Source organism: Streptomyces sp. TLI_105, assembly GCF_900105415.1.
Lineage (GTDB): Bacteria > Actinomycetota > Actinomycetes > Streptomycetales > Streptomycetaceae > Streptomyces.
Genome location: NZ_FNSM01000001.1, coordinates 3,000,604 through 3,025,256 on the forward strand (window position 1 = coordinate 3,000,604; position 24,653 = coordinate 3,025,256).

The following is a 24,653-nucleotide window of genomic DNA, read 5'->3' on the forward strand; positions in this document are numbered from 1 at the left end:
GCTCATTTTGTCGACGTACCGATAGAGTCGCAGCACCCTCTTTTTCCCGGCCGTCGCCGTACAGAAAGGTGCGTTCCGATGACCGAGCACCACCACCTTCCGCCCGAGCTTGTCGTTTCCCCCGAGGCCCCCGACCGCAACCTCGCCCTGGAGCTGGTCCGCGTCACGGAGGCCGCCGCCATGGCCGCCGGCCGCTGGGTCGGCCGCGGCGACAAGATCGGCGCGGACGGGGCGGCGGTCAACGCCATGCGGACCCTGATCTCCACCGTCTCGATGAACGGCGTCGTCGTCATCGGCGAGGGCGAGAAGGACGAAGCCCCCATGCTCTTCAACGGCGAGCGGGTCGGCGACGGCACCGGCGCCGAGGTCGACATCGCGGTCGACCCGATCGACGGCACCACGCTCAACGCGAAGGGCATGCCCAACGCGATCGCCGTCCTGGCCGCCGCCGACCGCGGCACCATGTTCGACCCGTCCGCGGTCTTCTACATGGACAAGCTGGTCACCGGCCCGGAGGCCGCCGACTTCGTCGACATCAACGCCCCCGTCTCGGTCAACATCCGCCGGGTCGCGAAGGCGAAGAACTCCTCCCCCGAGGACATCACGGTCGTCATCCTGGACCGCCCGCGTCACGAGGGCATCGTCAAGGAGATCCGCGAGACCGGCGCCCGGATCAAGTTCATCTCGGACGGCGACGTCGCCGGCTCGATCATGGCCGTCCGCGAGGGCACCGGCGTCGACATGCTCATGGGCATCGGCGGCACGCCCGAGGGCATCATCTCCGCCTGCGCCATCAAGTGCCTCGGCGGCGTGATCCAGGGCAAGCTGTGGCCGAAGGACGAGGCCGAGCGCCAGAAGGCCCTGGACGCGGGCCACGACCTGGACCGCGTGCTCTCCACGAACGACCTGGTCAGCGGCGACAACGTGTTCTTCGTCGCGACCGGCATCACCGACGGCGAGCTGCTGCGCGGGGTGCGCTACCGCGCCGAGACGGCGACCACGCAGTCGCTGGTCATGCGCTCGAAGTCCGGCACGATCCGCCAGATCGACTCGACGCACCGGCTCTCGAAGCTGCGCGCGTACAGCCAGATCGACTTCGACAGGGCGAAGTAGCGAGGCGGCCGGGCACCGGCCGTACGCACACGAAGAGGGGCGCCCCCATGTGCGGTGGGGGCGCCCCTTCTCGTACGGACCGGGCGCGGGTCTTCGCGGTCCCGTCAGCCCGCCTGGGCGATCCGCCCGGTCGCGGCCGCCTTCCGCAGCTCCACCTCGCGCCGCCGGCGCCGGGCGAGGACGACGCGGCGCTCCGCCGCCGTGAGCCCGCCCCACACCCCGTACGGCTCGGGCTGGAGCAGCGCGTGCTCCCGGCACTCGACCATCACGGGACAGCGCGCGCAGACCCGCTTGGCCGCCTCCTCGCGGGCGAGCCGCGCGGCGGTCGGCTCCTTGGACGGGGCGAAGAAGAGTCCGGCCTCGTCCCGGCGGCACACCGCCTCCGCGTGCCATGGACCGGCCTCGTCCTCCCGGGCAGGGGCGCGCTGAGGGGGTACGGCGGCGACCTGGAGGGGCTGATGCGGCGGTTGCAGCACGGTCTACTCCTGACGACGGCTTCGCGAGCGAGCGGCGATGCACCAGCCCTACCCGCTGTGCGCGTGCCTATGCACTGCGTGCCCCGCCGTTCCGCACTGCGGATACCCGAGGGCGAATTCCGGTCACCTTCCGGTCGCCGGCGGACGGCTCCCGGGCGTCAGTGTCCGAGGTGCTTGCGGAGCTTGCCCTGGAGGTCGGTGATCCACTTGCCGCGCTTGGGCTTGGCCTCGACGTTCCCGAAGATCGAGAAGCCGTTGACGACGACGACCGGCGCCTGCGGGTCGGCCCCTTCCAGGGTCACGACCTCGAAGTTCCCGAAGATGCCGCTGCCGCTGCCGCGCAGGCTGATGTTCTCCGGGACCCGGACCTCGACGTTCCCGAAGATGGAGGTGGCGTTGATGGTGGTCAGCCGCTGGGCGAAGATCGCCTCGGTCAGGTCCACCTCGACGTTCCCGAAGAGCGCGAAGGCGTTCGTCCGGCGGCTCACCCGCCAGCGGCCCTTGCGGGTCGTGCTGGAGAAGATCGCGACGAGGTTGTCCGCGGGGCCCTCGGGGTCGTCGGGGCCGTAGGCGAAGGCCGGTTCGGCGTCCCGGGAGGTGCGGGAGCTCGGCAGGTCTCGGACGATCGGCTCCAACTCGCCGACGGTCTTGGCCCGGTAGACCGCGTCGATCCGGTCCGAGTGCTCCTCCGCGTCGAGCCGTCCCTCGGCCAGGGCGTCCCGGAGGATGTCCGCGATCCGGTCCCGGTCCGCGTCCGAGGCTCGCAGCGAGCCCTGCGGATCGGCGAAGGCGGGCCCGGCGAGAGCGGGCTCGGCGGGGGCGACCGGCCGCTGCGGCCGCGGCTGCTTCTCGGGTTCGGGCTGCTTTTCGAGGTCCACGGATCCAGCGTAGCGACACGCGATAGATCGCAACCAGGGGGAACACCCCGGGCGCACCCCCGAACGCCCCGGTCGCATCCCCTAGGGGACGCGACCGGGATCCGACAGGGGACCCGACGGGGATCCGACAGCGGACGCGAACGGGACCCGACAGGGACGCCACCGGGATCCGACAGGGGGCGCGGCCGGGACCCGAACACGCCATTCCGGTGCGTTCCACGCGTCCAGTGAGCCTTACCTCACAGGAACGGGGTCGCGCCCTCGGCATACGCTGGAGGGCGCGCCGCCAACGGAGGCGGCGCTGCTGTCTGCCGAGTGAGGAATGGCCGCCGTCATGCCTGAGTTTGCGTACTCCGATCTGCTCCCCCTGGGAGAGGACACCACGCCCTACCGCCTGGTGACCTCCGAAGGTGTCTCCACCTTCGAGGCCGACGGGCGTACGTTCCTCAAGGTCGAGCCGGAGGCGCTGCGCAAGCTGGCCGCCGAGGCCATCCACGACATCCAGCACTTCCTGCGCCCGGCCCACCTGGCTCAGCTGCGCCGGATCATCGACGACCCGGAGGCGTCGAGCAACGACAAGTTCGTCGCGCTCGACCTCCTGAAGAACGCGAACATCGCCGCCGCGGGCGTGCTGCCCATGTGTCAGGACACCGGCACCGCGATCGTCATGGGCAAGCGCGGGCAGAACGTGCTGACCTCCGGCCGTGACGAGGAGGCCCTGTCCAAGGGCGTCTACGACGCCTACACCAAGCTGAACCTGCGCTACTCGCAGATGGCGCCGGTCACCATGTGGGAGGAGAAGAACACCGGCTCGAACCTGCCCGCGCAGATCGAGCTGTACGCGACCGACGGCGGCGCGTACAAGTTCCTCTTCATGGCCAAGGGCGGCGGCTCGGCCAACAAGTCCTTCCTCTACCAGGAGACCAAGGCGGTCCTGAACGAGGCCTCCATGATGAAGTTCCTGGAGGAGAAGATCCGCTCGCTCGGCACGGCCGCCTGCCCGCCGTACCACCTGGCGATCGTCGTCGGCGGCACGAGCGCCGAGTTCGCGCTCAAGACCGCGAAGTACGCCTCCGCGCACTACCTGGACGAGCTGCCCACCGAGGGCTCGGCCGAGACCGGCCACGGCTTCCGCGACAAGGAGCTGGAGGAGAAGGTCTTCGAGCTGACGCAGAAGATCGGCATCGGCGCGCAGTTCGGCGGCAAGTACTTCTGCCACGACGTGCGCGTCGTCCGCCTCCCCCGCCACGGCGCCTCGCTGCCCGTCGCGATCGCCGTCTCCTGCTCGGCCGACCGTCAGGCCGTCGCGAAGATCACCGCCGAGGGCGTCTTCCTGGAGCAGCTGGAGACCGACCCGGCGCGCTTCCTGCCGGAGACGGAGGACGCGCACCTCGACGAGTCCTCGGACGTCGTGAAGATCGACCTCAACCAGCCGATGGACGAGATCCTCGCCGAGCTGACCAAGTACCCGGTCAAGACCCGGCTGTCCCTCAGCGGCCCGCTGGTCGTGGCGCGCGACATCGCGCACGCCAAGATCAAGGAGCGGCTTGACGCGGGCGAGGAGATGCCGCAGTACCTGAAGGACCACCCGGTCTACTACGCGGGCCCCGCGAAGACCCCCGAGGGCTACGCCTCCGGCTCCTTCGGCCCGACGACGGCCGGCCGCATGGACTCGTACGTGGAGCAGTTCCAGGCGGCGGGCGGCTCGAAGGTCATGCTGGCCAAGGGCAACCGGAGCAAGCAGGTCACGGACGCGTGCGGCGCGCACGGCGGCTTCTACCTGGGCTCGATCGGCGGCCCGGCGGCCCGTCTCGCGCAGGACTGCATCAAGAAGGTCGAGGTCGTCGAGTACGAGGAGCTCGGCATGGAGGCGGTCTGGAAGATCGAGGTCGAGGACTTCCCCGCCTTCATCGTCGTCGACGACAAGGGCAACGACTTCTTCCAGAACCCGGCGCCCGAGCCGACCTTCACGCACATCCCGGTGCGCCAGGGATCGCAGCTGTCGTAGCGTCTCCTCCCCGCGGCCGTCCCCGGGCGGCCGAGGATCACCGCACGCACATCCCGATGCCCGATGCCCGGTCCCGGTCCCGGTCCCGGTCCCGGTCTCGGCCGACCGTCACAGCTCCCGGAACCCCCTGGTCCCTCGCCGGACCAGGGGGTTCCGTCGTTCCCCGGTGTCGATCTTCACGTCAGAAAGTCGCTACCGACCGGTAGCCCTCTCGTCGCCTACTGGTCAGTATGGGGCGCGAGCATGTCAACCACTGAGCCGGTCGACCCCTCGGGAGCCCCCCATGCCCTCCGCCAAAGCCACTGCCACGGCCACCACGGCCCTCGGTCTGACGGCCCTCCTCGTCGTCGGCCCGGCGCCCGCCGCCTCCGCCGCCGACCCGGACACCCACGTCACGTCGGCCGCGGCCCTCGCGGACGTCGACTACACGACCTGGCGCCGCGACGTGGCGGCCGTCGTCGCCGAGGCGCGCCCCTACGTCGAGGCGCGCTCCGAGAACGCCGGCCGCGAGAAGCAGGCCATCGTCCTCGACATCGACAACAGCTCCCTGGAGACGGACTTCCACCCCTTCTGGGAGCTGCCGACCCCGGCCATCTCGGACGTGCGCGCGCTCGTCCGCGACGCCCACGCGCGCGGGGTGGCCGTCTTCTTCGTCACCGCCCGGCCCGGAATCATCTACTCCCTGACGGACTGGAACCTGAAGAAGGCCGGCTACCCCGTCGACGGGCTGTACGTGCGCTCGCTCCCCGACCTGTTCGGCGAGGTCAGTGCGTACAAGACCGAGAAGCGCGCCGAGATCGAGGCCAAGGGCTACACGATCATCGCGAACATCGGCAACAACACGACCGACCTCGTCGGCGGCCACGCCGAGCGCGCCTTCAAGCTCCCGGACTACGGCGGCAAGCTGTCGTAACGGGCTCACCGCGTGGTGATGTGGAACTCCATCCGCTCGTAGTCCCCGTCGGGGGTCGTACGGAGGTACCCGCGCGCCTGCTTGAAGTCGCCGGTGCCGCCGGTGATGGCCACGTCGTAGGCCGCCGGCGTCTCGCTCGAGGTGTCGAAGGTGACGAGGGCCTGGGCGGTGAGCTGCCCGCCCGGTCCGCCGTTCAGGACGAAGGTGCCGATGCAGTTCACGTCGGCCTGGGTCCCGGAGACGCGCACCACGGCGCAGGTCACGCCGTCGCGGCCGACCTTGTCGCCGCCCTTGGTCTTGTACAGGTCGTCGGCGACCGTGAAGACGCCCCCGACCTTCGGCGGCGGACCGCTCTCGTCGGCTCCCGGAGCCGGGACCTCCTTGGAGTAGAGCGTGAACTCGAACCCGTCGCCGTCGTCGGCCTGAGCCGGGGCGGCGGCGAAAGAGACCGCGGCGACCGCACAGGCGGCAAGCGCGCCGATCCTCTTGAAGCTGCGGGTCATGTCCTGCCTCCCGTGGGATGGGGGTCCCCCTCGGCATGCTTCACATTGTGCGGGGATCCCCGCGGCTTCGCCCGTCCGGCGCAATCCCGGGCGACCGCGTCGGGGATCATGGCGCCATGCCGGAGAGAGCACGTCCGATACGTACGGCCGTCCCCGCCGCCCTGGTGGCGGCCGGACTGCTGCTGACCGCCTGCGGGACGACCCCGCCGCCCGCCGCCCCAGCGGCCCCGGCGGCCCCGGAGAAGACCGCTGCCACGGCGGCCCCGGAAAAGACCGCCGTCAAGGCCGCCGCCACGCTCGGCGGTCCCGGGTCGGCCTGCGCGCTGCCCGTCTCCTTCGGGCTCGCGGAGGGCTGGAAGCCGGAGGCGATCGACGACCCCGAGAACCCGGAGTTCGCGGCGCTCACCCGGCAGGGCCCGGCCGTCGTGCGCTGCGAGGTCGACGCCAAGCCCACCGGGAACATCGGCTACCTGCGGGTGTGGACGGTCGCCGAGAGCCCCGCCCGGGCCGCTCTCGAAGGCTTCGTGACGGCGGCGGACAAGCCCTCCGCCGTCACCTACCGGGAGACGGAGGCGGGCACGCTGCCTGCCACCGAGGTCACGTACACGACGCACAGCGAGTTCACGGACGAGACCAAGGAGGAGCGGGCCTTCGCCGTCTCCACCCCGAAGGGCACGGTCGTCATCGTCCACCTCGGCGGTCTCGACACCGACGAGCACCGCGCGATGCTCCCCGCCTACGAGCTGGCGAAGAGCACGACGAAGGCGCTCTGAACGTGACCGTGGCCCCCCGTCCCGCACCGGACGAGGGGCCACGGCGTGTGCGGAGGCCCTTACGCGAACTTCTGGTTCGCGGAGCCGTCGCAGTTCTGGAGCCGGATCGGCTCCTTCGCCGCGCTCTGGGTGAGGCAGAGGCCGGTCGCGGCCGCGGGACGGACGGTGGCGCCGTCGCGGACGAACTTCTGGTTGGCGGCGCCGCTGCAGTTCCAGATGATGAGCGCCTTGCCGGTCTGGTAGACGGCGCCCGGCACGTCCAGGCAGCGGTCCTGGGTGAGCTGGGTGTGGACGGTCTGTCGGGCGGAGTCGTACCACCAGCCCTGGTTGCGGCCGCCGTGGCAGTCCCAGCCGAGGACGGCGGTCCCGTTGGCCGACTCGGCCGCGTTCACGTCCAGGCAGTTTCCGGTCGCCTGGTTCTTCAGCGGCTTGTACGCGTCGTCCCAGGCGAGCGGGAAGAGCGTCGGGGTGCCGGAGGAGTTGACGTCGGCGCAGCTCGCCTCGCGCAGGCCCGAGTTGTAGATCTGGGTCAGACAGGAGGCGAAGGCGCCGTGGCCGCTCTTGTTGGGGTGGAAGGACTGTCGGACGGAGTTCTCGTCGAGGCCGCCGGGCTTGGAGAGGTCGATGTAGAGGCCCCGGGCCCAGGTGTCCTCCATGCAGACCTCGTGGCCGTTGAAGAGCCGCGAGTTGTCGAGGTAGACCGCCCCGGTGTCGGCGGCGACCGTGCGCATGCCGCGCTCGAAGGCCGGGACGGCGGTGTTGCGGCCCCACTTGGTGTCGGAGTCGTAGCCCATGCCGCCGCAGGCGAGCTTCCCGGAGAAGTTCGGGTTGTCGTAGAAGTCGGGGCCGATGGGGCTCGGGTAGCCCATGACGACGAGCTTGTAGTCGCCGTCGGCGTATCCGGCGTCGCGCATGACCGTCTTCAGGTCGCGGACGGTCTGCTCGACCTTGGGGACGAGTGCGTCGACGCGGGCCTGCCAGCCGGGGGCGTACTTGGGCTCGCAGGTGCCCTGGCTGAGCACGTAGCGCTGGACGCAGTCGGTCATGACGGGGCCGAACTGCAGGTCGTCGTTGGCGCCGGCGACGAGCAGGACCATCTTGATGCGGGTGTTGCGGGCCTTGACGGCGAGGTTGTCGCTCTGGACGAGCTCGTCGGCGTACTGCTTGGAGCCGCCGATCCGGATGTTCCCGGTGTACGCGCCGGAGCAGGACACGTTGAAGGTGAGGTCCGCGGGGATCCCGGTGCGGTGGATGGCGGCGTCCGGGGAGCGGTGGCACCAGTTGGTGGGCCCGTTGGTGGGGGACTCGTACGTGCCGACGCCCTCGCCGGAGATCTCGCTGTCGCCGAGCGAGATCAGGCCGGTCCTGCGCTGGGCGAGCGGCCGTTCCTCGGGGCTGCCGTAGATCCTGGTGGCCTCGGCCGCCCGGATCGCCTCCAGCTCGGGGGAGAGCGGCACGGAGGTGATTCCGGCCGTGGTGCTCGTGTCGGCCGCGCCGGCGGGGGCGGCCGCGGTCATGCTGCCGAGGGCCGCCGCGGCGGCGGCGACGGCCGCGACGGGCCAGCGGAGTCTGGACCTGGTGCGCTTCACTGCGCCTCCTGGAAGTGGGGTTACCCACGGTTTTTACTGGCCGGTACGCGCCTTGGGAATACATCGAACAAGACAAGTGCTCATCTTTTTCGGGGGGTTCGGGGGTCGCCCCCCGAAGTACGCAGCTTGGAGGTTGAGAAACATGAACGACACGGACGGGTACCGCATCGAGCACGACTCCATGGGCGAGGTGCGGGTCCCCGCGCACGCCAAGTGGCGGGCCCAGACCCAGCGGGCGGTGGAGAACTTCCCGGTCTCCGGCCAGCGCCTGGAGCGCGCCCACATCGAGGCCCTGGCCCGGATCAAGGCCGCCGCCGCCAAGGTCAACGCCGAGCTCGGGGTGGTCGAGAAGGACCGAGCCGAGGCGATCGTCTCGGCCGCTGAGGAGGTCGCCGAGGGGCGCTGGGACGAGCACTTCCCCGTGGACGTCTTCCAGACCGGCTCGGGCACCTCGTCCAACATGAACACCAACGAGGTGATCGCCACCCTCGCCACCGAGCGGCTCCCCGAGGGGCGCGAGGTCCACCCCAACGACCACGTCAACGCCTCGCAGTCCTCGAACGACGTCTTCCCGTCCTCCATCCACATCGCGGCCACCGCCGCCGTCACCCGCGACCTGATCCCCGCCCTCGACCACCTGGCCGCCTCCCTGGAGCGAAAATCGGCCGAATTCGTGTCGGTGGTGAAGTCCGGCCGTACGCATCTGATGGACGCCACCCCGGTCACCCTGGGCCAGGAGTTCGGCGGCTACGCGGCCCAGGTCAGGTACGGGGTCGAGCGGTTGCGCGCCTCGCTCCCCCGGCTCGCCGAACTCCCCCTCGGCGGTACGGCGGTGGGCACCGGCATCAACACCCCGGCCGGCTTCTCCGCGGCCGTCATCGCGGAGGTCGCCCGCGCGACCGGGCTGCCGCTGACGGAGGCCCGCGACCACTTCGAGGCCCAGGGCGCCCGCGACGGCCTGGTGGAGACGTCCGGGCAGCTCCGGACCATCGCCGTCTCCCTCACCAAGATCGCCAACGACCTGCGCTGGATGGCCAGCGGTCCGCGCACCGGCCTCGCCGAGATCAACCTCCCCGACCTCCAGCCCGGCTCCTCGATCATGCCGGGCAAGGTGAACCCGGTGATCCCCGAGGCCGTCCTGATGGTCGCCGCGCAGGTGACCGGAAACGACACCGCGGTCGCGGTCGCGGGCGCGGCCGGGAACTTCGAGCTCAACGTGATGCTCCCCGTGATGGCCAAGAACCTGCTGGAATCCGTACGCCTTCTGGCCAACGCCTCCCGGCTCCTCGCCGACCGCACGGTCGACGGCGTCACCGCCAACGCCGAGCGCGCCCGCGAGTACGCCGAGTCCTCGCCCTCCGTGGTCACCCCGCTGAACAAGTACATCGGCTACGAGGAGGCAGCCAAGGTCGCGAAGAAGTCCCTCGCCGAGCGGAAGACCATCCGCGAGGTGGTGCTGGAGTCCGGCTACGTCGAGCGGGGCGACCTCACCGTCGAGCAGCTGGACGAGGCGCTGGACGTGCTGCGGATGACTCATCCGTGACCTGTGCCGCAGCGCCGATGGGAGCGCGCCCCTAAGATCTGCGCATGACAGGATCGGACGGCTCCCAGCACTGGGCGCCAGGGGAGCACATCCTCTGGCGCTACCGCGGCAACGGCACCGAAGACGTGGCCATCTGCCGGCCGGTGACCGTCGTCCGGGACACCCCCGAGCTGCTCGCCGTCTGGATGGCGCCCGGCACCGAGTGCGTGCGGCCGGTGCTCGCCGACGGCACCTCCGTGCACGACGAGCCGCTCGCCACCCGCTACACCGCCCCGCGCACCACCGAGCGCGCCCGCTGGTCCGGCACCGGGGTCCTCAAGCTGGCCCGGCCGGAGGACCCCTGGTCGGTGTGGCTGTTCTGGGAGCGCGGCTGGCGCTTCCGCAGCTGGTACGTGAACCTGGAGGAGCCGCGGACCCGCTGGTCCGGCGGCATCGACTCCGAGGACCACTTCCTCGACATCTCCGTCTACCCCGACCGCAGCTGGCTGTGGCGGGACGAGGACGAGTTCGCCCAGGCCCAGCGGGCCGGGCTGATGGGACCCGAGCAGGCCGCGCGGGTGCTGGCCGCCGGGCGGGACGCGGTGGAGCTGATCACCTCCTGGGGGACGCCGTTCGCGGACGGCTGGGAGGACTGGCGGCCCGATCCCGCCTGGCGGGTGCCGACGCTCCCGGCGGACTGGGACCGCACTCCGGCGCGCACGGCTCCGTGAGACCCTTGATGCGCCCCCGGGGTTCAAACGTAGGATCGTCCTCCGCAAGGCCGACACCGAGCGAAGAGCACGTCAGACCGACCGAACAGCACGTCAAAGGCGTAAGCCAGCGCAGGAACTGACCGCAAGTCATCCACGAGGGGGAGAGCAGTGCCGGACGTGTGCCCGGGTGTGCCGACCCCCGCCCTTGCCGCCACTCGCGGAAGCTCCGCATCCACCGCAGGCGCGGGGTTTAGCCCTGCCGAAGGCGCGGCATCGGCCAACAGAGCGAGTGCATCGCACCACCGGCCCGGACGGACGGAATCCCACGCGTGACGGAGCATCCCACCTCCCACGAAGGCCGGCAGCCCCTGGCTGCCCGGCCGCAGGAACGCGCGCGCCCTCGCCAGGAGGCGGCGGCCGGCCTGCCCTCCGACGTGCCCGGCAAGGCGGGCGGCCCGGCGGCCGCCACGACCCCGGCCCCGGACGCACCCCCGCAGCCCACCGCACCGGCCATCGCCGGAGGCGCGGGCCACCCCGACCCCCTGGGCGGCACCGGCCACCCGGACTCCCCCGACGGCACGGGACACCCCGGCCTCCCCGGCGGTACGGGACATCCCGGCGCCCCCGGCGCCGTGGCCCTCGCCGTCTCCCCGCAGCATCCCGGCGGCGGGGACACCTCCGCCCGGCGGGAGGGCGACCGGCTGCGGTTCGTCGGCGCCGCGACCCGGCGCATCGCCCGCGGCATCGACCTGGACGAGATCGTCCTCGGCCTGTGCCGGGCCACCGTGCCGACCTTCTCCGACGAGATCCTCGTCTACCTCCGCGACCCGCTCCCGGTGGGCGACGAGCGGCCGGTGGCGCCCTTCGTGCTGCGGCTGCGCCGCACCGACCGGCTGCGGTTAAACGACCTGGAGGGCGAGGAGCTCGTCCTCGTACCCGATCCGGATCCGACCCCCGCGGCCGAACTCTGCGAGGTGCGGTCCGGCGGGGCACTGGCCGAGGTGCTGCGCGGGGTTCGGCCGGTCTTCGGCGACTCCGCGGCCGCCAAGGCCGCGCTGACCGAACTGCTCGGCCCGGAGCACCCGCTGCCCGGCGGGCTGCGCGCGGTCCTCGCGCCGCTGCGCGGCCGGCGGCGGGTGATCGGCTCCGCCGTGTTCCTGCGCCGCCCCGAGCGGGCCGGCTTCGAGCCGAACGACCTGCTCGTCGCGGCGCAGTTGGCCACGCACACCGCGCTCGGCATCGACAAGGCCGTGCTGTACGGCCGCGAGGCGTACATCGCGGACGAGCTCCAGCGGACGATGCTGCCGGACTCGCTGCCGCAGCCGACCGGCGTCAAGCTGGCCTCGCGCTATCTGCCGGCGGCCGAGACGGCCCGGGTCGGCGGCGACTGGTACGACGCGATCCCGCTGCCCGGCAGCAGGGTCGCCCTCGTCGTCGGCGACGTCATGGGCCACTCCATGACCTCGGCGGCGATCATGGGCCAGCTGCGCACGACCGCGCAGACCCTGGCCGGTCTCGACCTGCCCCCGCAGGAGGTCCTGCACCACCTGGACGAGCAGGCGCAGCGGCTCGGCGAGAACCGCATGGCGACCTGCATGTACGCGGTGTACGACCCGGTCTCGCACCGGATCACCGTGGCCAACGCGGGTCATCCGCCGCCGATACTGCTCCACCTGGGCGGCCGCGCCGAGGTGCTGCGGGTGCCGCCCGGCGCCCCGATCGGGGTCGGCGGGGTGGACTTCGAGGCGGTCGAGCTGGACGCCCCGGCCGGCGCCACGCTGCTGCTCTACACCGACGGCCTCGTCGAGTCCCGGCTGCGGGACGTGTGGACGGGGATCGAGCAGCTGCGGGAGCGCCTCGCGGCGACCGCACAGCTGACGGGTCCGGACCACTCGCCGCCCCTGGAGGCGCTCTGCGACGACGTCCTCGACATGCTGGGCCCGGGCGACCGGGACGACGACATCGCGCTGCTCGCGGCCCGCTTCGACGGGATCGCGCCGAGCGACGTCGCGTACTGGTTCCTGGAGCCGGAGGACGCCGCCCCGGGGCGGGCCCGGCGGCTCGCCCGGCGGGCGCTCGCCCGCTGGGACCTGGAAGAGCTGACGGACTCGGTCGAGCTGCTGGTCAGCGAGGTCGTGACGAACGCCGTGCGGTACGCGGAGCGGCCGGTGACCCTGCGGCTGCTGCGGACGGACGTGCTGCGCTGCGAGGTCGGCGACGACTCCCCGCAGCTGCCCCGGCAGCGGCGGGCGCGCGACACGGACGAGGGCGGGCGCGGCCTGTTCCTGGTGAACCGGCTGGCCCGGCGGTGGGGGGCGACCCGGCTGTCGGGCGGCAAGGTGGTCTGGTTCGAGCTGGCGACCCGCACCTGAGCTCGTACCGCACGACCGAAGGCCGGACCCCCGTGCGGGGTCCGGCCTTCGGTCGTGTCGTCAGCGCGGCGGGCGGACGGTGCTGTTCACGCCGGGATCGCCGCCGGCGTCCGGCGGCTGGATCGAGGTCGGCGGGGCCGTCGGCTCCTCGGTCGCCGTCGGCTCCTGGGTGGGCTGCGGCGGCGTGGTGACGGGGTCGCGCGTCGGCTGCGGCGGCGTGGTGGCCGTCGAGGTCGGCGGGGCGGTCGGGTCCGGGGAGGCCGTGGTCGGCTCCTCGGTGGGCTCCTCGGTCGGCGCCTCGGTGGTCGGCGTGGGATCCGGCGCCGTGCCGTCCTGGGCGCCGCCGTTGGTCTCCAGGTCGAAGGTGGCGTCCGAGCCGCCGTTCAGCGCGCGCTCGGTGTAGTCGCCCCAGATCTGGGCGGGCGTGCGGCCGCCGTTGGCGCGGCCGGGGTTGATGGTGTCGGTGAGGGTGACCTGGTTGCCCTTGGCGTCCTCGCCGAAGAGGCCGACGGCGGTGACGAGTTCGGGGGTGTAGCCGACGAACCAGGCGGAGCGGTTGTTCTCGGAGGTGCCGGTCTTGCCGGCGGCCTCGTAGTCGCCGGCGGCGCGGAAGCCGGAGCCGCTCTGCACGACGCCCGTCATGGCCTGGGTGGCGGTGTCGGCGGCCTCGCGGCTGATGACCTGCTCGCCGATCGCCTGGGCGCCCGTGACCGTGCGGTCCTTGTGCTCGGCGGTCTTCACCAGGGTCGGCGTGACCTTCTTGCCGTGGTTGTCGAGGGTGGCGTAGGCGCCGGCCATGTCCATGGTGGAGGCGCCCATGGTGCCGAGGGAGATGGCGGGGGTCTCGGGGAAGCCCGCGCCGTCCTTCATGCCGAGGGCGAGGGCGGTCTTCTTGGCCTTGGCGGGGGTGACGTCGACGATCATCTGGGCGTAGACCGAGTTGATCGAGCTGTTGGTGGCCTTCTGGACGGTGACGGGGCCGTAGCTCTCGTCGTCCTCGTTCTCCGGCGCGAAGTCGATGGGGCTGCCGACGACCGGCCGCTTGCTGGTGCCGTCGTAGATGGTGCCGAGGCCGATCTCCCGCCCGTCCTGGGTGACCGCGTGGTTGTCGACGGCGGAGGCGAGGACGATCGGCTTGAAGGTGGAGGCGGGCTGGTAGTCGCGGCGGGTCGCGTTGGACATCCAGTGCTCGGTGGCGCCGATGCCGCCGTACATCGCGACGACCGCGCCGGTCTTCGGGTCGACGGAGGTGGCGCCGGCCTGGACGGTCGCCTGCTTCGCGTCGCCCTTGCGGTCGAGCTTGTCCTCCAGCTGCTTGTCGACCGCCTTGACGAGGTCCTTCTGCTTCTTCTCGTCGATGTTGAGGGTGATCGTCCAGCCGCCGGCCTTGATGTCCTCCTCGCTGACGCCCTGACGCATCAGCTCCTGGTTGGCGGCCTCGATGATGTAGCCGGTCTGGCCCTCCATGCCGGGGGAGGGCTTGGGCTTCTGCGGGACGGGGAACTTCATGCCGGCGCGCTCGGAGGCGTTGAGCCAGCCCTCGCCGACCATGTTGTCGAGGACGTAGTTCCAGCGCTCCTCGACGAGCTTGCGGCCGGTGGTGCTCGCGGAGGTCCAGTCGTACTGGTTGGGCGCCTGGAGCAGCGAGGCGAGGTAGGCGCCCTGGGCGGTGGTGAGCTTGGTGGCGTCGACGCCGTAGTACGAGCGGGCGGCGGCCTGGATGCCGTAGGCGGAGCGGCCGTAGTAGCTGGTGTTCATGTACCCGGCGAGGATGTCGCTCTTGCTCATCTTCCGGTCGACCTTGATGGCGATGACCATTTCCTTGAGCTTGCGGGTCGCCGTCTGGTCCTGGCTCAGGAAGTAGTTCTTGACGTACTGCTGGGTGATCGTCGAGCCGCCCTGCTTGCCCTTGCCGGTGACCGTGTTCCAGGCGGCGCGGGTGGTGCCCTTGATGTCGACGCCGTTGTCCTTGTAGAAGGTCTTGTTCTCGGCGGCGACGAAGGCCCTCTGGACCGGCAGGGGGATCTTGTCGAGGCCGACGATCTCGCGGTTGATCTTGCCGGTGCGGCCGAGGATCTTGCCGTTGGAGTACTTGTAGATGTTGCTCTGCATCGTCGCCTCGGCGTTGGCCGACGGCACCGGGACCAGCAGGTAGACGACGTAGAGGGCACCCATGCCGAGCAGGCAGAACACGATGAAGGTGCCCAGGAGCTTCTTCCAGGTGAAGAGGCGGCGTATGCCGCCCTTCTTCGCCTTGCCCTTGTCCGGTCGGCCCATGTGTCCAGTCGCTCCGCTCGTCTTGTGTCCGGCGCCCTCGGTGCTGAGCCCGCCCGCGTCGGATCAGCTCAGCAAGCTAACACCGACGAGGCGGACAAAGGACAACCGATCACGTCTTTTCCGGACGTGAGAATCAGCACCCACGCCCAGAGGAACCGACGCTCGAGCGGACCGGATGGTTGCGTGAGGGACCGGTTCCGCTTTGTGACCGCCGACCGGAAGCGACGCTATACACCGCAGGTATACACACGATGTACAGTGACTCCCATGTCCATCGGTCACACCCTCCTCGGACTCCTGGAGTCCGGACCGCGCCACGGCTACGACCTCAAGCGCGCCTTCGACGAGAAGTTCGGCCAGGACCGGCCGCTCCACTACGGCCAGGTCTACTCGACCATGTCCCGGCTCCTGAAGAACGGCCTGGTCGTCGTCGACGGCATCGAGGCCGGCGGCGGCCCCGAGCGGAAGCGGTACGCCATCACCGAGGCCGGCATCACCGATGTCGCCCAGTGGCTCGCCACCCCCGAGAAGCCCGAGCCGTACCTCCAGTCCACGCTCTACACCAAGGTCGTCCTGGCCCTGCTCACCGGCCGCGGCGCCGCGGAGATCCTCGACACCCAGCGCGCCGAGCACCTGCGCCTGATGCGCGAGCTCACCCGGCGCAAGCGCGACGGCGACCTCGCCGACCAGCTCATCTGCGACCACGCCCTCTTCCACCTCGAAGCGGACCTGCGCTGGCTGGAACTGACCGCCGCCCGCCTCGACGCGCTCGCCGAGGAGGTCCGCCGATGAGCTCCGCTCCGCTGCTGCGCGCCACCGGCCTGGACAAGGCCTACGGCCCGACCCCGGCGCTCGCCGGCGCCGACTTCGCCCTGCGGGCCGGCGAGGTCGTCGCCGTCATGGGCCCCTCCGGATCCGGCAAGTCCACGCTCCTCCACTGCCTGGCCGGAATCGTGCGCCCCGACGCCGGCACCATCACCTACGACGGACGCGAACTCACCGCGCTCTCCGACGGCGCGCGCAGCTCCCTGCGCCGCACGGACTTCGGCTTCGTCTTCCAGTTCGGGCAGCTCGTCCCCGAACTGACCTGCGTGGAGAACGTCGCCCTCCCCCTCCGGCTGAACGGAGAGAAGCGGAAGTCGGCCGAGGCCAGGGCAGCCGAGTGGCTCACCCGCCTGGAGGTCGACACCGTCGCGGGCAAGCGCCCCGGCGAGATATCCGGCGGCCAGGGCCAGCGCGTCGCCGTCGCCCGCGCGCTCGTCACCGCCCCGCGCGTGATCTTCGCCGACGAGCCGACCGGCGCGCTCGACTCCCTCAACGGCGAGCTGGTCATGCGGCTCCTCACCGACGCCTCCCGGGACACCGGCGCCGCCGTCGTCCTCGTCACCCACGAGGCCCGGGTCGCCGCCTATTCCGACCGCGAGGTCGTCGTACGGGACGGGTCGGTACGGGACGCGGAGTGGGCCGCATGAGCCTCGGCACCTGGGCCCGCGACCTGACGCTCGGCGCCCGGTTCGCGGTCGCCGGCGGCCGCTCCGGCCTGCTCCGCACCCTGCTGACCGCGACCGGCGTCGGCTTCGGCGTGGCCCTGCTGCTGCTCGCCGCCTCCTTCCCCAACATGCTCTTCCAGCGGGAGGTCCGGGAGTCGGTCCGCGCCGTCGACGGCAGCGAGCAGGTCACCTCGCCCCGCCCCGACTCCTTTCTCCACCTCGGCCGGAGCACGGTCTACCGGGACGACGTCGTCAGCGGTCTGCTGCTGCGCCCCGAGGGCGACGCGCCCCCGCTCCCGCCGGGCGCGGACAGGTTCCCCGGGACCGGCGAGATGCTGGTCTCCCCCGCGCTCGGGAGACTGCTCGACTCCCCGGAGGGCGCGCTGCTCAAGGAGCGGATCCCCTACCGGGTCGCCGGGACGATCGGACCGGCCGGACTCATCGGCCCGGCCGAACTGCGGTACGTCGCCCACGTCGACTTCCTGGACGCGGAGAACCTGGACGGGCGCGGCACGCGCTACGGCTGGTCGGTGCCCGAGGAACCGATGAACGCGTTCCTGATCCTCCTCGTCGTCGTCGCCTGCGTCGTCCTGCTCCTGCCGGTGCTCGTCTTCATCGCGACCGCCGTCCGCTTCGGCGGCGAGCAGCGCGACCGGCGGCTCGCGGCGCTCCGGCTGATCGGCGCGGACACCGCCATGACCCGGCGGATCGCGGCCGGCGAGTCCCTCGCGGGCGCGCTGCTCGGGCTCCTGGTGGGGCTCGGACTCTTCGCGGCGGCCCGGCAGTTCGCGGGCGCCTTCACCATCTGGGACGTCAACGCCTACCCCGGCGACGTGGTGCCGATGGTCCCGCTCGCCGTGCTCGTCCTCGCCGTCGTCCCGGTCGCCTCGGTCGTGGTCACCCTCTTCGCCCTGCGCGGAGTGGCGATCGAACCGCTGGGCGTCGTGCGGACCTCCACCCCGCGGCGCCGTCGGCTGTGGTGGCGGCTGCTGCTCCTCGCGGCCGGCGCGGCCTTCCTCGCCCCGCTCGTCGGCGAGGTGCGGGTGACCGAGACCAGCATCGACACCGTGGGCGTCGTGACCGGCACGACGCTCGTCCTGATCGGCCTCACCACGCTCCTGCCGTGGCTCGTCGAAGCGGGCGTCAAGCGGTTGCACACCGGGCCGGTGGCCTGGCAGCTCGCCGTCCGCAGGCTCCAGTTGAGCAGTGGCACGGCGGCCCGCGCGGTCAGCGGCATCGTCGTCGCGGCGACCGGGGCGATCGCGCTCCAGATGCTCTTCCAGGCGATGGAGAACGACTTCACCCAGTACAGCGGCGAGGACACCTCCCGCGCCCAGATCGCGATCGGCGCCGACGCGAGGACCGCCGACGAGGCCCGCGGGATGATCGACCGCTTCCGGAGGACCGAGGGCGTCACCGGCGTGATCGGCACCGTCGAGTCCCACGTGTGGCGGCCCGGCCCCCTGAAGGAGGGCGAGGAGTTCTCCCCGATGGTCCCGCTCCGGGTCGGCGACTGCGCCTCCCTGCGGGAGTACGCCACGCTCCCCTCCTGCACGGACGGCGACGTCTTCGTCTTCCTCGCACACGGCGCCCAGGGCAACCCCGACGACTCCCACGTCACCCGGGCCGCCCGCCCCGGCGGCACGGTCGCCCTGCGCGACCCGCATCCGCACCCGAGCGCCCCGAAGCGCCCGGCGGGCACCCCGCCGCCGCAGTGGCGGATCCCCGCGACGGCCCGGATCGTGGACTCCCGCCCCGACCCGACGGGCATGTACGAGTACGGCGTCCTCGCCACCCCGAAGGCGATCGACACGTCCCTCCTGGACGAGCCCGACGCGCAGACCATGGTCCGGCTCGACCCGGCCGTGCCCGACGCCGCCGAGCGCGTACGGAACACGGCGGCGGCCATCGATCCGACGTCCTGGGTGCGCACCCTGAAGGACACCGAGCGGGACGCGGCGTTCTCCAGCGTCCGGACCGGCATCCTCGTCGGCTCCACCCTGACGATGCTCCTCGTGGCGGCCTCGCTGCTGGTCGCGACCCTGGAGCAGCTGCGGGACCGCAAGCGGCTGCTCTCCTCGCTGGTCGCCTTCGGCACCCGGCGCTCGACCCTGGGCTGGTCGGTGCTGTGGCAGACGGCGGTGCCGATCCTCCTCGGGCTCGTCCTCGCCGTGGCGGGCGGTCTCGGACTCGGGTTCGTGCTGCTGAAGATGGGCGGTCAGCAGGTCGAGGACTGGTGGGGCTTCCTGCCCGTCGTCGGGATCGGCCTCGGACTGATCGCGGCCGTGACGCTGCTGAGCATGCCGGTGCTGTGGCGGCTGATGCGGGCGGACGGGCTGCGGACGGAGTAACCCGTCGACCGGATGTCCGAGGAGTGCGGGGCGGCACGGGGACGATGTCCGAGGAGTACGGGGCGGGGCGGGGGTTCCTGACACCGGGGGGTGTCAGGAGCCGCCGCCCACCACCCGTACCGGAAGCTCCTCCATCGTCCCGCGCAGGGCCTCCGCCAGCTCCTCGAACTCGGCGTGCCGGGCCGCGCCCGTCCGCATCGCGAGGGCGATCCGCCGCGAGGGCGCCGGTTCCGCGAACCCCCCGGTCCACAGGGCGGTGTTGCGGGCGGTCTCGACGGTCACGGCGGTGCGGGGCAGCAGGGTCACCCCGAGGCCGCCCGCGACGAGCTGGACCAGGGTGGCGAGTCCGGCGGCGGTGGTGGTGACCTCGGCCCCCTCGGTGCGCCCGGCCTCCCGGCAGATGTCGAGGGCCTGGTCGCGCAGGCAGTGCCCCTCGTCGAGGAGCAGCAGCCGGAGCTCCTTGAGGGCCTCGCGCGGGATGGCGTCCCGTCCGGCCAGCGGGTGCCCTTCCGGTGTGACCAGGACGAAGTCCTCGTCGAAGAGGGGGAGTTCGGTGACGCCGGGCACTCCGAGCGGCACGGCGAGCAGCAGCAGGTCGAGCCGGCCGGCGGCGAGTCCCTCCAGGAGCGAGGAGGTCTGTTCCTCGTGGACCTGGAGGTCGAGCTCGGGCCAGCGGTGGTGGACGAGCCGCAGGACGGTGGGCAGCAGATAGGGGGCGACGGTCGGGATCACCCCGAGCCGCAGGACGCCCGTGAAGGGGGCCTGGGCGGCCTCCGCCTCCTCCATCAGCTCCGCCACCGCGTCGAGGACCGCCCGGGCGCGGACCGCGAGCCGTTCCCCCGCGGGCGAGAGCAGCACCTTCCGCGTCGTACGCTCGAGGAGCTGGACACCGAGTGCCTCTTCGAGAGCCGAAACCGCGCCCGAAAGAGCGGGCTGACTCATGCCGATGGCGGCCGCCGCGTCGCGGAAGTGCAGATGCTCGGCAACCGCCACGAAGGCTCTGAGCTGGGAGAGGCTGGGCTGCTTGCCTCGGTGCGGGCCGTGCGGGGAGCTGTACGGGGATGCCACTGATAACCACCTTCGATCAACACGACCCACTCTAGCTATTTCACTGATCAATGCACTCCGTGCCATGCTGTGAGCCGTCCAACCCCCATGGAAGGCCTCAAAAGGGACCCTTCCTGCCTGCAAGGAGAGCGCGTGCTCACTGTCGGTGACAAGTTCCCCGCCTACGACCTGACCGCCTGCGTGTCGCTGGAGAGCGGCAAGGAGTTCGAGCAGATCGACCACAAGGCCTACGAGGGCAAGTGGCGCGTGGTGTTCTTCTGGCCGAAGGACTTCACCTTCGTCTGCCCGACGGAGATCGCCGCGTTCGGCAAGCTGAACGACGAGTTCGCCGACCGTGACGCCCAGATCCTCGGCGTCTCCGGCGACTCCGAGTTCGTGCACCACGCCTGGCGCAAGGACCACGCCGACCTGCGTGACCTGCCCTTCCCGATGCTGGCCGACTCCAAGCACGAGCTCATGAGCGACTGCGGCGTCCGCGGCGAGGACGGCTTCGCCCAGCGCGCCGTCTTCATCGTGGACCCGAACAACGAGATCCAGTTCGTCATGGTGACCGCCGGCTCCGTCGGCCGTAACCCCAAGGAGGTCCTGCGGGTCCTCGACGCGCTGCAGACCGACGAGCTGTGCCCGTGCAACTGGAACAAGGGCGAGAGCACCCTCGACGCCGCCGCTCTCCTCGCGGGCGAGTAAGGACGGATCCGACATGGCTCTCGACGAACTGAAGTCCGCCATACCGGACTTCGCCAAGGACCTGAAGCTGAACCTCGGTTCGGTCATCGGCAACAGCGACCTTCCGCAGCAGCAGCTGTGGGGCACCGTCCTCGCCTGCGCGATCGCCTCGCGCTCGCCGAAGGTGCTCAAGGAGCTGGAGCCCGAGGCCCAGGCGAACCTGAAGCCCGAGGCGTACCAGGCCGCCAAGTCCGCCGCCGCCATCATGGCGATGAACAACGTCTTCTACCGGACCCGGCACCTGCTGTCGGACCCCGAGTACGGGACGATGCGCGCCGGCCTGCGGATGAACGTCATCGGCAACCCGGGCGTCGAGAAGGTCGACTTCGAGCTGTGGTCGCTGGCCGTCTCCGCGATCAACGGCTGCGGCCAGTGCCTGGACTCGCACGAGCAGGTCCTGCGCCAGGCCGGTGTCGACCGCGCCACGATCCAGGAGGCCGTGAAGATCGCCGCGGTGATCCAGGCGGTCGGCGTCACGCTGGACGCGGAGGCCGTGCTCGCCGAGTAGGTCCGGGCGTACGAGAAGGGCCCCGGGGCAACACGCCCCGGGGCCCTTCCGTCACTTCTTGAGCTCCGCCATGAGCGCCAGCAGGTCCTCGGTCATGGGGACGTCGATCCCGGAGAGGTCGACCGGCTTGGGAACCCCGAGCGGCTTCCCGAACTCGTCGGTGCTGTACTGCCGGTTCACGCTCAGCTCGATCTCGACCTGACCGTCGAGGACCCGGAGCTCCCCGCCCTCGCCCTGGCGGTCGTCGAAGACGGCCGCCTCCCCGAGTCCGCCGATCGGAGTGGTGAGGTCGTAGTACTTCGCCCGGGCCGCGAACTCGGGCCCCGGGTCCGTCACCTTGTGCAGGGTGTAGGTGAGGGAGGCGCTGTACCCCGCCTCCGGCGGCCCGAAGGTGATCTGGCAGGACGTCTCGTACACGGCCTGATCGTCCATCTCGGGCCCGATGCCGTCCTCGCTCCGCTTGCCGAGGATCCCGCCGAGCGCCTTGAGCTTCGCCACCTCGCAGAGCTTCACCTCCGAGGTGTACCCGCCCAGATCCGGGCCCGGTTCCTTCTTCTGCCCGTACGCGTAGAGCCCGCCGCCCCACACCGCCGAGGCGAGCACCGCGCCGCCGAGCGCCCACAGCCAGGGGCGGCGGGCCCGGGGCGGGCGCGGCGGCGGGGTCTCGGTGAGCACCTCCGGGGCGTCGAACTCCACTCCGCCCACGAGCTCCGGCTCCGATATCACGCGCCCTCCCCCGCACCGGCGCCCGGCGCCGGGACCGGCGCGACCGCGAAGGCCGTCGCGCCGCGCGGCTCCGGGGTGCTGCGCAGTGCCTGTTCGGTGCTGTACGCGCGCAGGTAGCCGACCACCGTGTTGAGGACGGCGACCAACGGCACGGCGACGACGGCGCCGCCGATTCCGGCGGTGAGGCCGCCGGCGGCGACGGCGAGGACGACGGCGAGGGGGTGGACGCGGACGGCCCGGCCGAGGATGAACGGCTGGAGGACGTGGCCTTCGATCTGCTGCACGGCGAGCACGACGACGAGCACCATGAGGGCGGTGAACACGCCGTTGGTGACGAGGGCGACGACGCAGGCGAGGGCTCCGGAGATGACCGCGCCGACCAGCGGGATGAAGGCGAAGAGGAAGATGAAGACCGCGAGCGGGACGGCCATCGGGACTTCCAGGAACCAGAGTCCGAGGCCGATGAAGACGGCGTCGATGAGGGCGACGAGGACGGTGCCGCGGACGTAGGCGGTGAGGGTGCGCCAGGCGCGCGGTCCCGCGCCGGCGACGCCGGGCCGGGCCTGGGCGGGCACCAGCTTGAGCGTCCACTCCCAGACCTTCTTCCCGTCGTAGAGCAGGAAGAGGGTGCAGAACATGGCCAGCAGGATGCCGGTCATGGCCTCCACGATGACGGTGACGCCCTGGAGTCCGGCGGAGGTGATCTGCTCGGCGTTGGCGCCGATGGCCTCGCTGAGGTTCTTGGCGATCTCGTTGATCTGCTGCTCGGTGACGTGGAACGGGCTGTCGAGCAGCCAGTGCTTGAGTTCCTCGATGCCGTCCTTGACGCGGTCGGACAGGTTGTCGATGTTGTCCATGACCTGCCAGACCACGAACCAGCCGACCAGGCCCATGACGACGAAGCCGGAGACGGCGGTGACGGCGGTGGCGAGGCCCCGGGGCAGGCCCTTGCGGCGCAGCATGGCGACGGTGGGCTGGAGCAGGGCGGTGACGAGGAGCGCGGCGACGAAGGCGAGGACGACCAGCTGCACGGAGCTGATCACCTTCATCAGCACCCAGACGGTGCCGGCGAGGACGAGCAGCCGCCAGCCCGCCTCGGCGGCCACGCGCATGCCCCAGGGAATGGCGGCGACGGGGTCGGGGCGGGCGGCGACGGCCGGGGCGTACGAGGGGGGCGCGGGAACGGAGCGGCCCTGCTCGGTGGCGGCCTCGGCGTCCGGGAGGGGCGCGGCGGTGCCGGGGTCGACGTCCGGCCGGGCGGGGACGGCGGGGCTCGGGACCTCGTGGGGGCCGCCGTGCGGGGGCCCGTACGGCGGCCCGAGCGGATCGTCCCGTTCCGCCTGGGCCCGGCGCTCGTCGAGGCGTTCACCCATGCGGCTCAGGCTCTCGCCCAGCCGGCTCAGCCATCCTGGCACTCTGGACATCTCTTCCTTCTTCCCCCCGCCGACTCTTCCCGCTCGCTCCCCCGGGAGCCCGTGGGACCTTCGAACCTACACGCAGGAAACCCCTCACCTTAGGACGGTGAGGGGCTCCCGGAGGTTGAGCACGCTGGCAGCGAGGGTTCGGGGGCGTCCCCCGAAACGCCGCAGCCTAGTACCAGCGGTTGGCCTGCCAGAACGACCAGGCGCCACACGGGCTGCCGTAGCGGCTGTCCATGTAGTTGAGGCCCCACTTGATCTGGGTGGCGGGGTTGGTCTGCCAGTCCGCGCCTGCCGAGGCCATCTTGTAGCCCGGGAGGGCCTGGACGAGACCGTAGGCGCCCGAAGAGGCGTTGGTCGCGCGGTAGTTCCAGCCGGACTCGTGGTCCACGATGTTGCTGAAGCACGAGAACTGGTCGGCCGACATCATCTGCCGGGCCATCGACTGGACCTCGGCGATGCTGTAGGAGCCCTGCGCGGCGAAGGACGTGCTGCTGCGGATGGAGGAGCGGTTGGCGCGCTCCTCGGCCTCCTTGCGCTCCTTCTCGGCCTTGGCTTCGGCGGCGGCCTTGTCGGCGGCCTCCTTCTTCGCCTCGGCGTCCTTGGCGGCACGGATGCGGGCCGTCTCCTCCGCGGACTTCTTCGCGGCGGCGTCGGCGGCGGCGGCCTGGACGTCGGCCTGCTCCGAGAGGGACGAGACCTGTACCTGGGCCTGCTCGCCCGCGGGGATGTCCGCGAGCAGCGTCGTGTCGGCCGCGGTGGCCTCGAAGTTGTCGTCCGAAGGCTGAGCGGCGTTGCCCGAGGCAACACCGGCGATGGCGCCGACAGTGGTGACCGCAGTGGCCGAAGCCACCGCGAATCCCCGGACCGAGATCCGGCTCACACGGTTTCCTTCCAGCACGCCCGCACAGGTGACCACGCGGGCGAAATCTTGCCCCTGGCACTGGTCTCCGACGTACGGGGTCACAGAAGACACGGGCCCGTGGTGCTGTGGGCGGCATACGACGACGGCTGTGGAGTTGTGTGGTGCGGTGCGCACCCCTGAGGGTGCACGTGTGCCGTATGCGGGGCCTGACGGAAGCAAGACTCTGCCGGACGGCGACACCGCAAGGCAATTCCGTGTTGCGTGTGAAAGCTCACACCTGGGTGGACGCACGGGATTTGGCGGATAGGGGCGACAGCGCGACGCCGCCCGGCTAAGCTCCTGCGCTTTGCCGGGCGGCGCCAAC

General features: G+C 71.5%; 21 protein-coding genes. 12 read left to right on the forward strand and 9 right to left on the reverse strand.

Translation table 11 applies throughout. The annotated features are described in order from the left end of the window. The first annotated feature begins 78 nt into the window (after positions 1-78). On the forward strand, positions 79-1,113 hold the full coding sequence (glpX, locus tag BLW86_RS13505) for a class II fructose-bisphosphatase (protein WP_093874272.1): 1,035 nt from the start codon (positions 79-81) through the stop codon (positions 1,111-1,113). Positions 1,114-1,217: 104 nt separating this feature from the next. On the opposite strand, the gene BLW86_RS13510 is transcribed toward glpX, so the two are convergent. Both BLW86_RS13510 and BLW86_RS13515 read right to left on the reverse strand, forming a co-directional pair. Further along, positions 1,218-1,589 carry a WhiB family transcriptional regulator gene (locus BLW86_RS13510; RefSeq protein ID WP_093874273.1) on the reverse strand — a complete coding sequence of 124 codons (372 nt, stop codon included), beginning with the start codon at positions 1,587-1,589 and terminating at the stop codon, positions 1,218-1,220. A gap of 158 nt (positions 1,590-1,747) precedes the next feature. Further along, positions 1,748-2,467 (reverse strand): DUF1707 SHOCT-like domain-containing protein, encoded by a 720-nt coding sequence (locus tag BLW86_RS13515; RefSeq protein WP_093874274.1) that lies wholly within the window; start codon positions 2,465-2,467, stop codon positions 1,748-1,750. 334 nt (positions 2,468-2,801) lie between these two features. Here BLW86_RS13515 and BLW86_RS13520 point away from each other — a divergent pair, with 334 nt between their 5' ends. Both BLW86_RS13520 and BLW86_RS13525 read left to right on the forward strand, forming a co-directional pair. After that, positions 2,802-4,475 (forward strand): fumarate hydratase, encoded by a 1,674-nt coding sequence (locus BLW86_RS13520; protein WP_093878650.1) that lies wholly within the window; start codon positions 2,802-2,804, stop codon positions 4,473-4,475. Between the two features lie 283 nt (positions 4,476-4,758). Continuing rightward, on the forward strand, positions 4,759-5,388 hold the full coding sequence (locus tag BLW86_RS13525; RefSeq protein ID WP_093874275.1) for an HAD family acid phosphatase: 630 nt from the start codon (positions 4,759-4,761) through the stop codon (positions 5,386-5,388). A gap of 5 nt (positions 5,389-5,393) precedes the next feature. On the opposite strand, the gene BLW86_RS13530 is transcribed toward BLW86_RS13525, so the two are convergent. Further along, positions 5,394-5,891 (reverse strand): allene oxide cyclase barrel-like domain-containing protein, encoded by a 498-nt coding sequence (locus tag BLW86_RS13530; RefSeq protein ID WP_093874276.1) that lies wholly within the window; start codon positions 5,889-5,891, stop codon positions 5,394-5,396. 116 nt (positions 5,892-6,007) lie between these two features. On the opposite strand from BLW86_RS13530, the gene BLW86_RS13535 reads away from it, so the two are divergent. Beyond that, positions 6,008-6,664, forward strand: coding sequence for a lipoprotein (locus tag BLW86_RS13535; RefSeq protein WP_093874277.1), 657 nt, complete (start codon positions 6,008-6,010; stop codon positions 6,662-6,664). A gap of 59 nt (positions 6,665-6,723) precedes the next feature. On the opposite strand, the gene BLW86_RS13540 is transcribed toward BLW86_RS13535, so the two are convergent. After that, complete coding sequence (locus BLW86_RS13540; protein WP_093874278.1) at positions 6,724-8,253, reverse strand: ricin-type beta-trefoil lectin domain protein; 1,530 nt, start codon at positions 8,251-8,253, stop codon at positions 6,724-6,726. Between the two features lie 142 nt (positions 8,254-8,395). Here BLW86_RS13540 and BLW86_RS13545 point away from each other — a divergent pair, with 142 nt between their 5' ends. From BLW86_RS13545 to BLW86_RS13555, 3 genes are all read left to right on the forward strand, one after another. Next, complete coding sequence (locus tag BLW86_RS13545; protein WP_093874279.1) at positions 8,396-9,796, forward strand: class II fumarate hydratase; 1,401 nt, start codon at positions 8,396-8,398, stop codon at positions 9,794-9,796. A gap of 44 nt (positions 9,797-9,840) precedes the next feature. Continuing rightward, positions 9,841-10,506 carry a cytidylyl-2-hydroxypropylphosphonate hydrolase gene (locus BLW86_RS13550; RefSeq protein WP_093874280.1) on the forward strand — a complete coding sequence of 222 codons (666 nt, stop codon included), beginning with the start codon at positions 9,841-9,843 and terminating at the stop codon, positions 10,504-10,506. A gap of 311 nt (positions 10,507-10,817) precedes the next feature. Further along, positions 10,818-12,860, forward strand: coding sequence for an ATP-binding SpoIIE family protein phosphatase (locus BLW86_RS13555; protein WP_093874281.1), 2,043 nt, complete (start codon positions 10,818-10,820; stop codon positions 12,858-12,860). 60 nt (positions 12,861-12,920) lie between these two features. Here BLW86_RS13555 and BLW86_RS13560 read toward each other — a convergent pair whose 3' ends face one another. After that, entirely contained in the window at positions 12,921-15,137 is a 2,217-nt protein-coding gene (locus BLW86_RS13560; protein ID WP_093874282.1) for a transglycosylase domain-containing protein, read from the reverse strand. 267 nt (positions 15,138-15,404) lie between these two features. Between BLW86_RS13560 and BLW86_RS13565 the strand changes: the two genes are divergently transcribed. The 3 genes from BLW86_RS13565 to BLW86_RS13575 are packed head-to-tail and all read left to right on the forward strand — an operon-like array spanning position 15,405 to position 18,978. After that, a complete protein-coding gene (locus BLW86_RS13565; RefSeq protein ID WP_093874283.1) occupies positions 15,405-15,929 on the forward strand; it encodes a PadR family transcriptional regulator in 525 nt (174 codons plus the stop codon). Further along, entirely contained in the window at positions 15,926-16,609 is a 684-nt protein-coding gene (locus tag BLW86_RS13570; protein ID WP_093874284.1) for an ABC transporter ATP-binding protein, read from the forward strand. The genes BLW86_RS13565 and BLW86_RS13570 overlap by 4 nt, the downstream gene beginning before the upstream one ends. Next, entirely contained in the window at positions 16,606-18,978 is a 2,373-nt protein-coding gene (locus BLW86_RS13575) for an FtsX-like permease family protein (RefSeq protein ID WP_093878651.1), read from the forward strand. Before BLW86_RS13570 ends, BLW86_RS13575 begins: the two co-directional genes overlap by 4 nt. Positions 18,979-19,071: 93 nt before the next feature. On the opposite strand, the gene BLW86_RS13580 is transcribed toward BLW86_RS13575, so the two are convergent. Next, positions 19,072-20,046, reverse strand: coding sequence for a LysR substrate-binding domain-containing protein (locus BLW86_RS13580; protein ID WP_093874285.1), 975 nt, complete (start codon positions 20,044-20,046; stop codon positions 19,072-19,074). Between the two features lie 132 nt (positions 20,047-20,178). Between BLW86_RS13580 and BLW86_RS13585 the strand changes: the two genes are divergently transcribed. Together BLW86_RS13585 and BLW86_RS13590 are read left to right on the forward strand one after the other, a co-directional pair. Continuing rightward, the gene (locus BLW86_RS13585) at positions 20,179-20,733 is read left to right on the forward strand and encodes a peroxiredoxin (RefSeq protein WP_093874286.1); all 555 of its coding nucleotides are present in this window, start codon (positions 20,179-20,181) and stop codon (positions 20,731-20,733) included. 13 nt (positions 20,734-20,746) lie between these two features. Next, positions 20,747-21,280, forward strand: coding sequence for an alkyl hydroperoxide reductase (locus tag BLW86_RS13590; RefSeq protein ID WP_030222466.1), 534 nt, complete (start codon positions 20,747-20,749; stop codon positions 21,278-21,280). Between the two features lie 51 nt (positions 21,281-21,331). Here the strand turns inward: BLW86_RS13590 and BLW86_RS13595 are convergent, their stop codons facing one another. The 3 genes from BLW86_RS13595 to BLW86_RS13605 form a co-directional block, all read right to left on the reverse strand. Further along, positions 21,332-22,006 (reverse strand): hypothetical protein, encoded by a 675-nt coding sequence (locus BLW86_RS13595; protein WP_093874287.1) that lies wholly within the window; start codon positions 22,004-22,006, stop codon positions 21,332-21,334. Further along, entirely contained in the window at positions 22,003-23,430 is a 1,428-nt protein-coding gene (locus tag BLW86_RS13600; protein ID WP_093874288.1) for an AI-2E family transporter, read from the reverse strand. Before BLW86_RS13600 ends, BLW86_RS13595 begins: the two co-directional genes overlap by 4 nt. A gap of 166 nt (positions 23,431-23,596) precedes the next feature. Beyond that, the gene (locus BLW86_RS13605; RefSeq protein ID WP_093874289.1) at positions 23,597-24,307 is read right to left on the reverse strand and encodes an aggregation-promoting factor C-terminal-like domain-containing protein; all 711 of its coding nucleotides are present in this window, start codon (positions 24,305-24,307) and stop codon (positions 23,597-23,599) included. Positions 24,308-24,653 lie beyond the last annotated feature (346 nt).

Coding starts and splice junctions, on each gene's coding strand:
- BLW86_RS13520 (WP_093878650.1), top strand. CDS start 2,802: ATGCCTGAGTTTGCGTACTCCGATCTGCTCCCCCTGGGAGAGGACACC.
- BLW86_RS13560 (WP_093874282.1), bottom strand. CDS start 15,137: ATGGGCCGACCGGACAAGGGCAAGGCGAAGAAGGGCGGCATACGCCGC.
- BLW86_RS13570 (WP_093874284.1), top strand. CDS start 15,926: ATGAGCTCCGCTCCGCTGCTGCGCGCCACCGGCCTGGACAAGGCCTAC.
- BLW86_RS13590 (WP_030222466.1), top strand. CDS start 20,747: ATGGCTCTCGACGAACTGAAGTCCGCCATACCGGACTTCGCCAAGGAC.
- BLW86_RS13565 (WP_093874283.1), top strand. CDS start 15,405: ATGTCCATCGGTCACACCCTCCTCGGACTCCTGGAGTCCGGACCGCGC.
- BLW86_RS13575 (WP_093878651.1), top strand. CDS start 16,606: ATGAGCCTCGGCACCTGGGCCCGCGACCTGACGCTCGGCGCCCGGTTC.
- BLW86_RS13535 (WP_093874277.1), top strand. CDS start 6,008: ATGCCGGAGAGAGCACGTCCGATACGTACGGCCGTCCCCGCCGCCCTG.
- glpX (WP_093874272.1), top strand. CDS start 79: ATGACCGAGCACCACCACCTTCCGCCCGAGCTTGTCGTTTCCCCCGAG.
- BLW86_RS13600 (WP_093874288.1), bottom strand. CDS start 23,430: ATGTCCAGAGTGCCAGGATGGCTGAGCCGGCTGGGCGAGAGCCTGAGC.
- BLW86_RS13530 (WP_093874276.1), bottom strand. CDS start 5,891: ATGACCCGCAGCTTCAAGAGGATCGGCGCGCTTGCCGCCTGTGCGGTC.
- BLW86_RS13525 (WP_093874275.1), top strand. CDS start 4,759: ATGCCCTCCGCCAAAGCCACTGCCACGGCCACCACGGCCCTCGGTCTG.
- BLW86_RS13550 (WP_093874280.1), top strand. CDS start 9,841: ATGACAGGATCGGACGGCTCCCAGCACTGGGCGCCAGGGGAGCACATC.
- BLW86_RS13545 (WP_093874279.1), top strand. CDS start 8,396: ATGAACGACACGGACGGGTACCGCATCGAGCACGACTCCATGGGCGAG.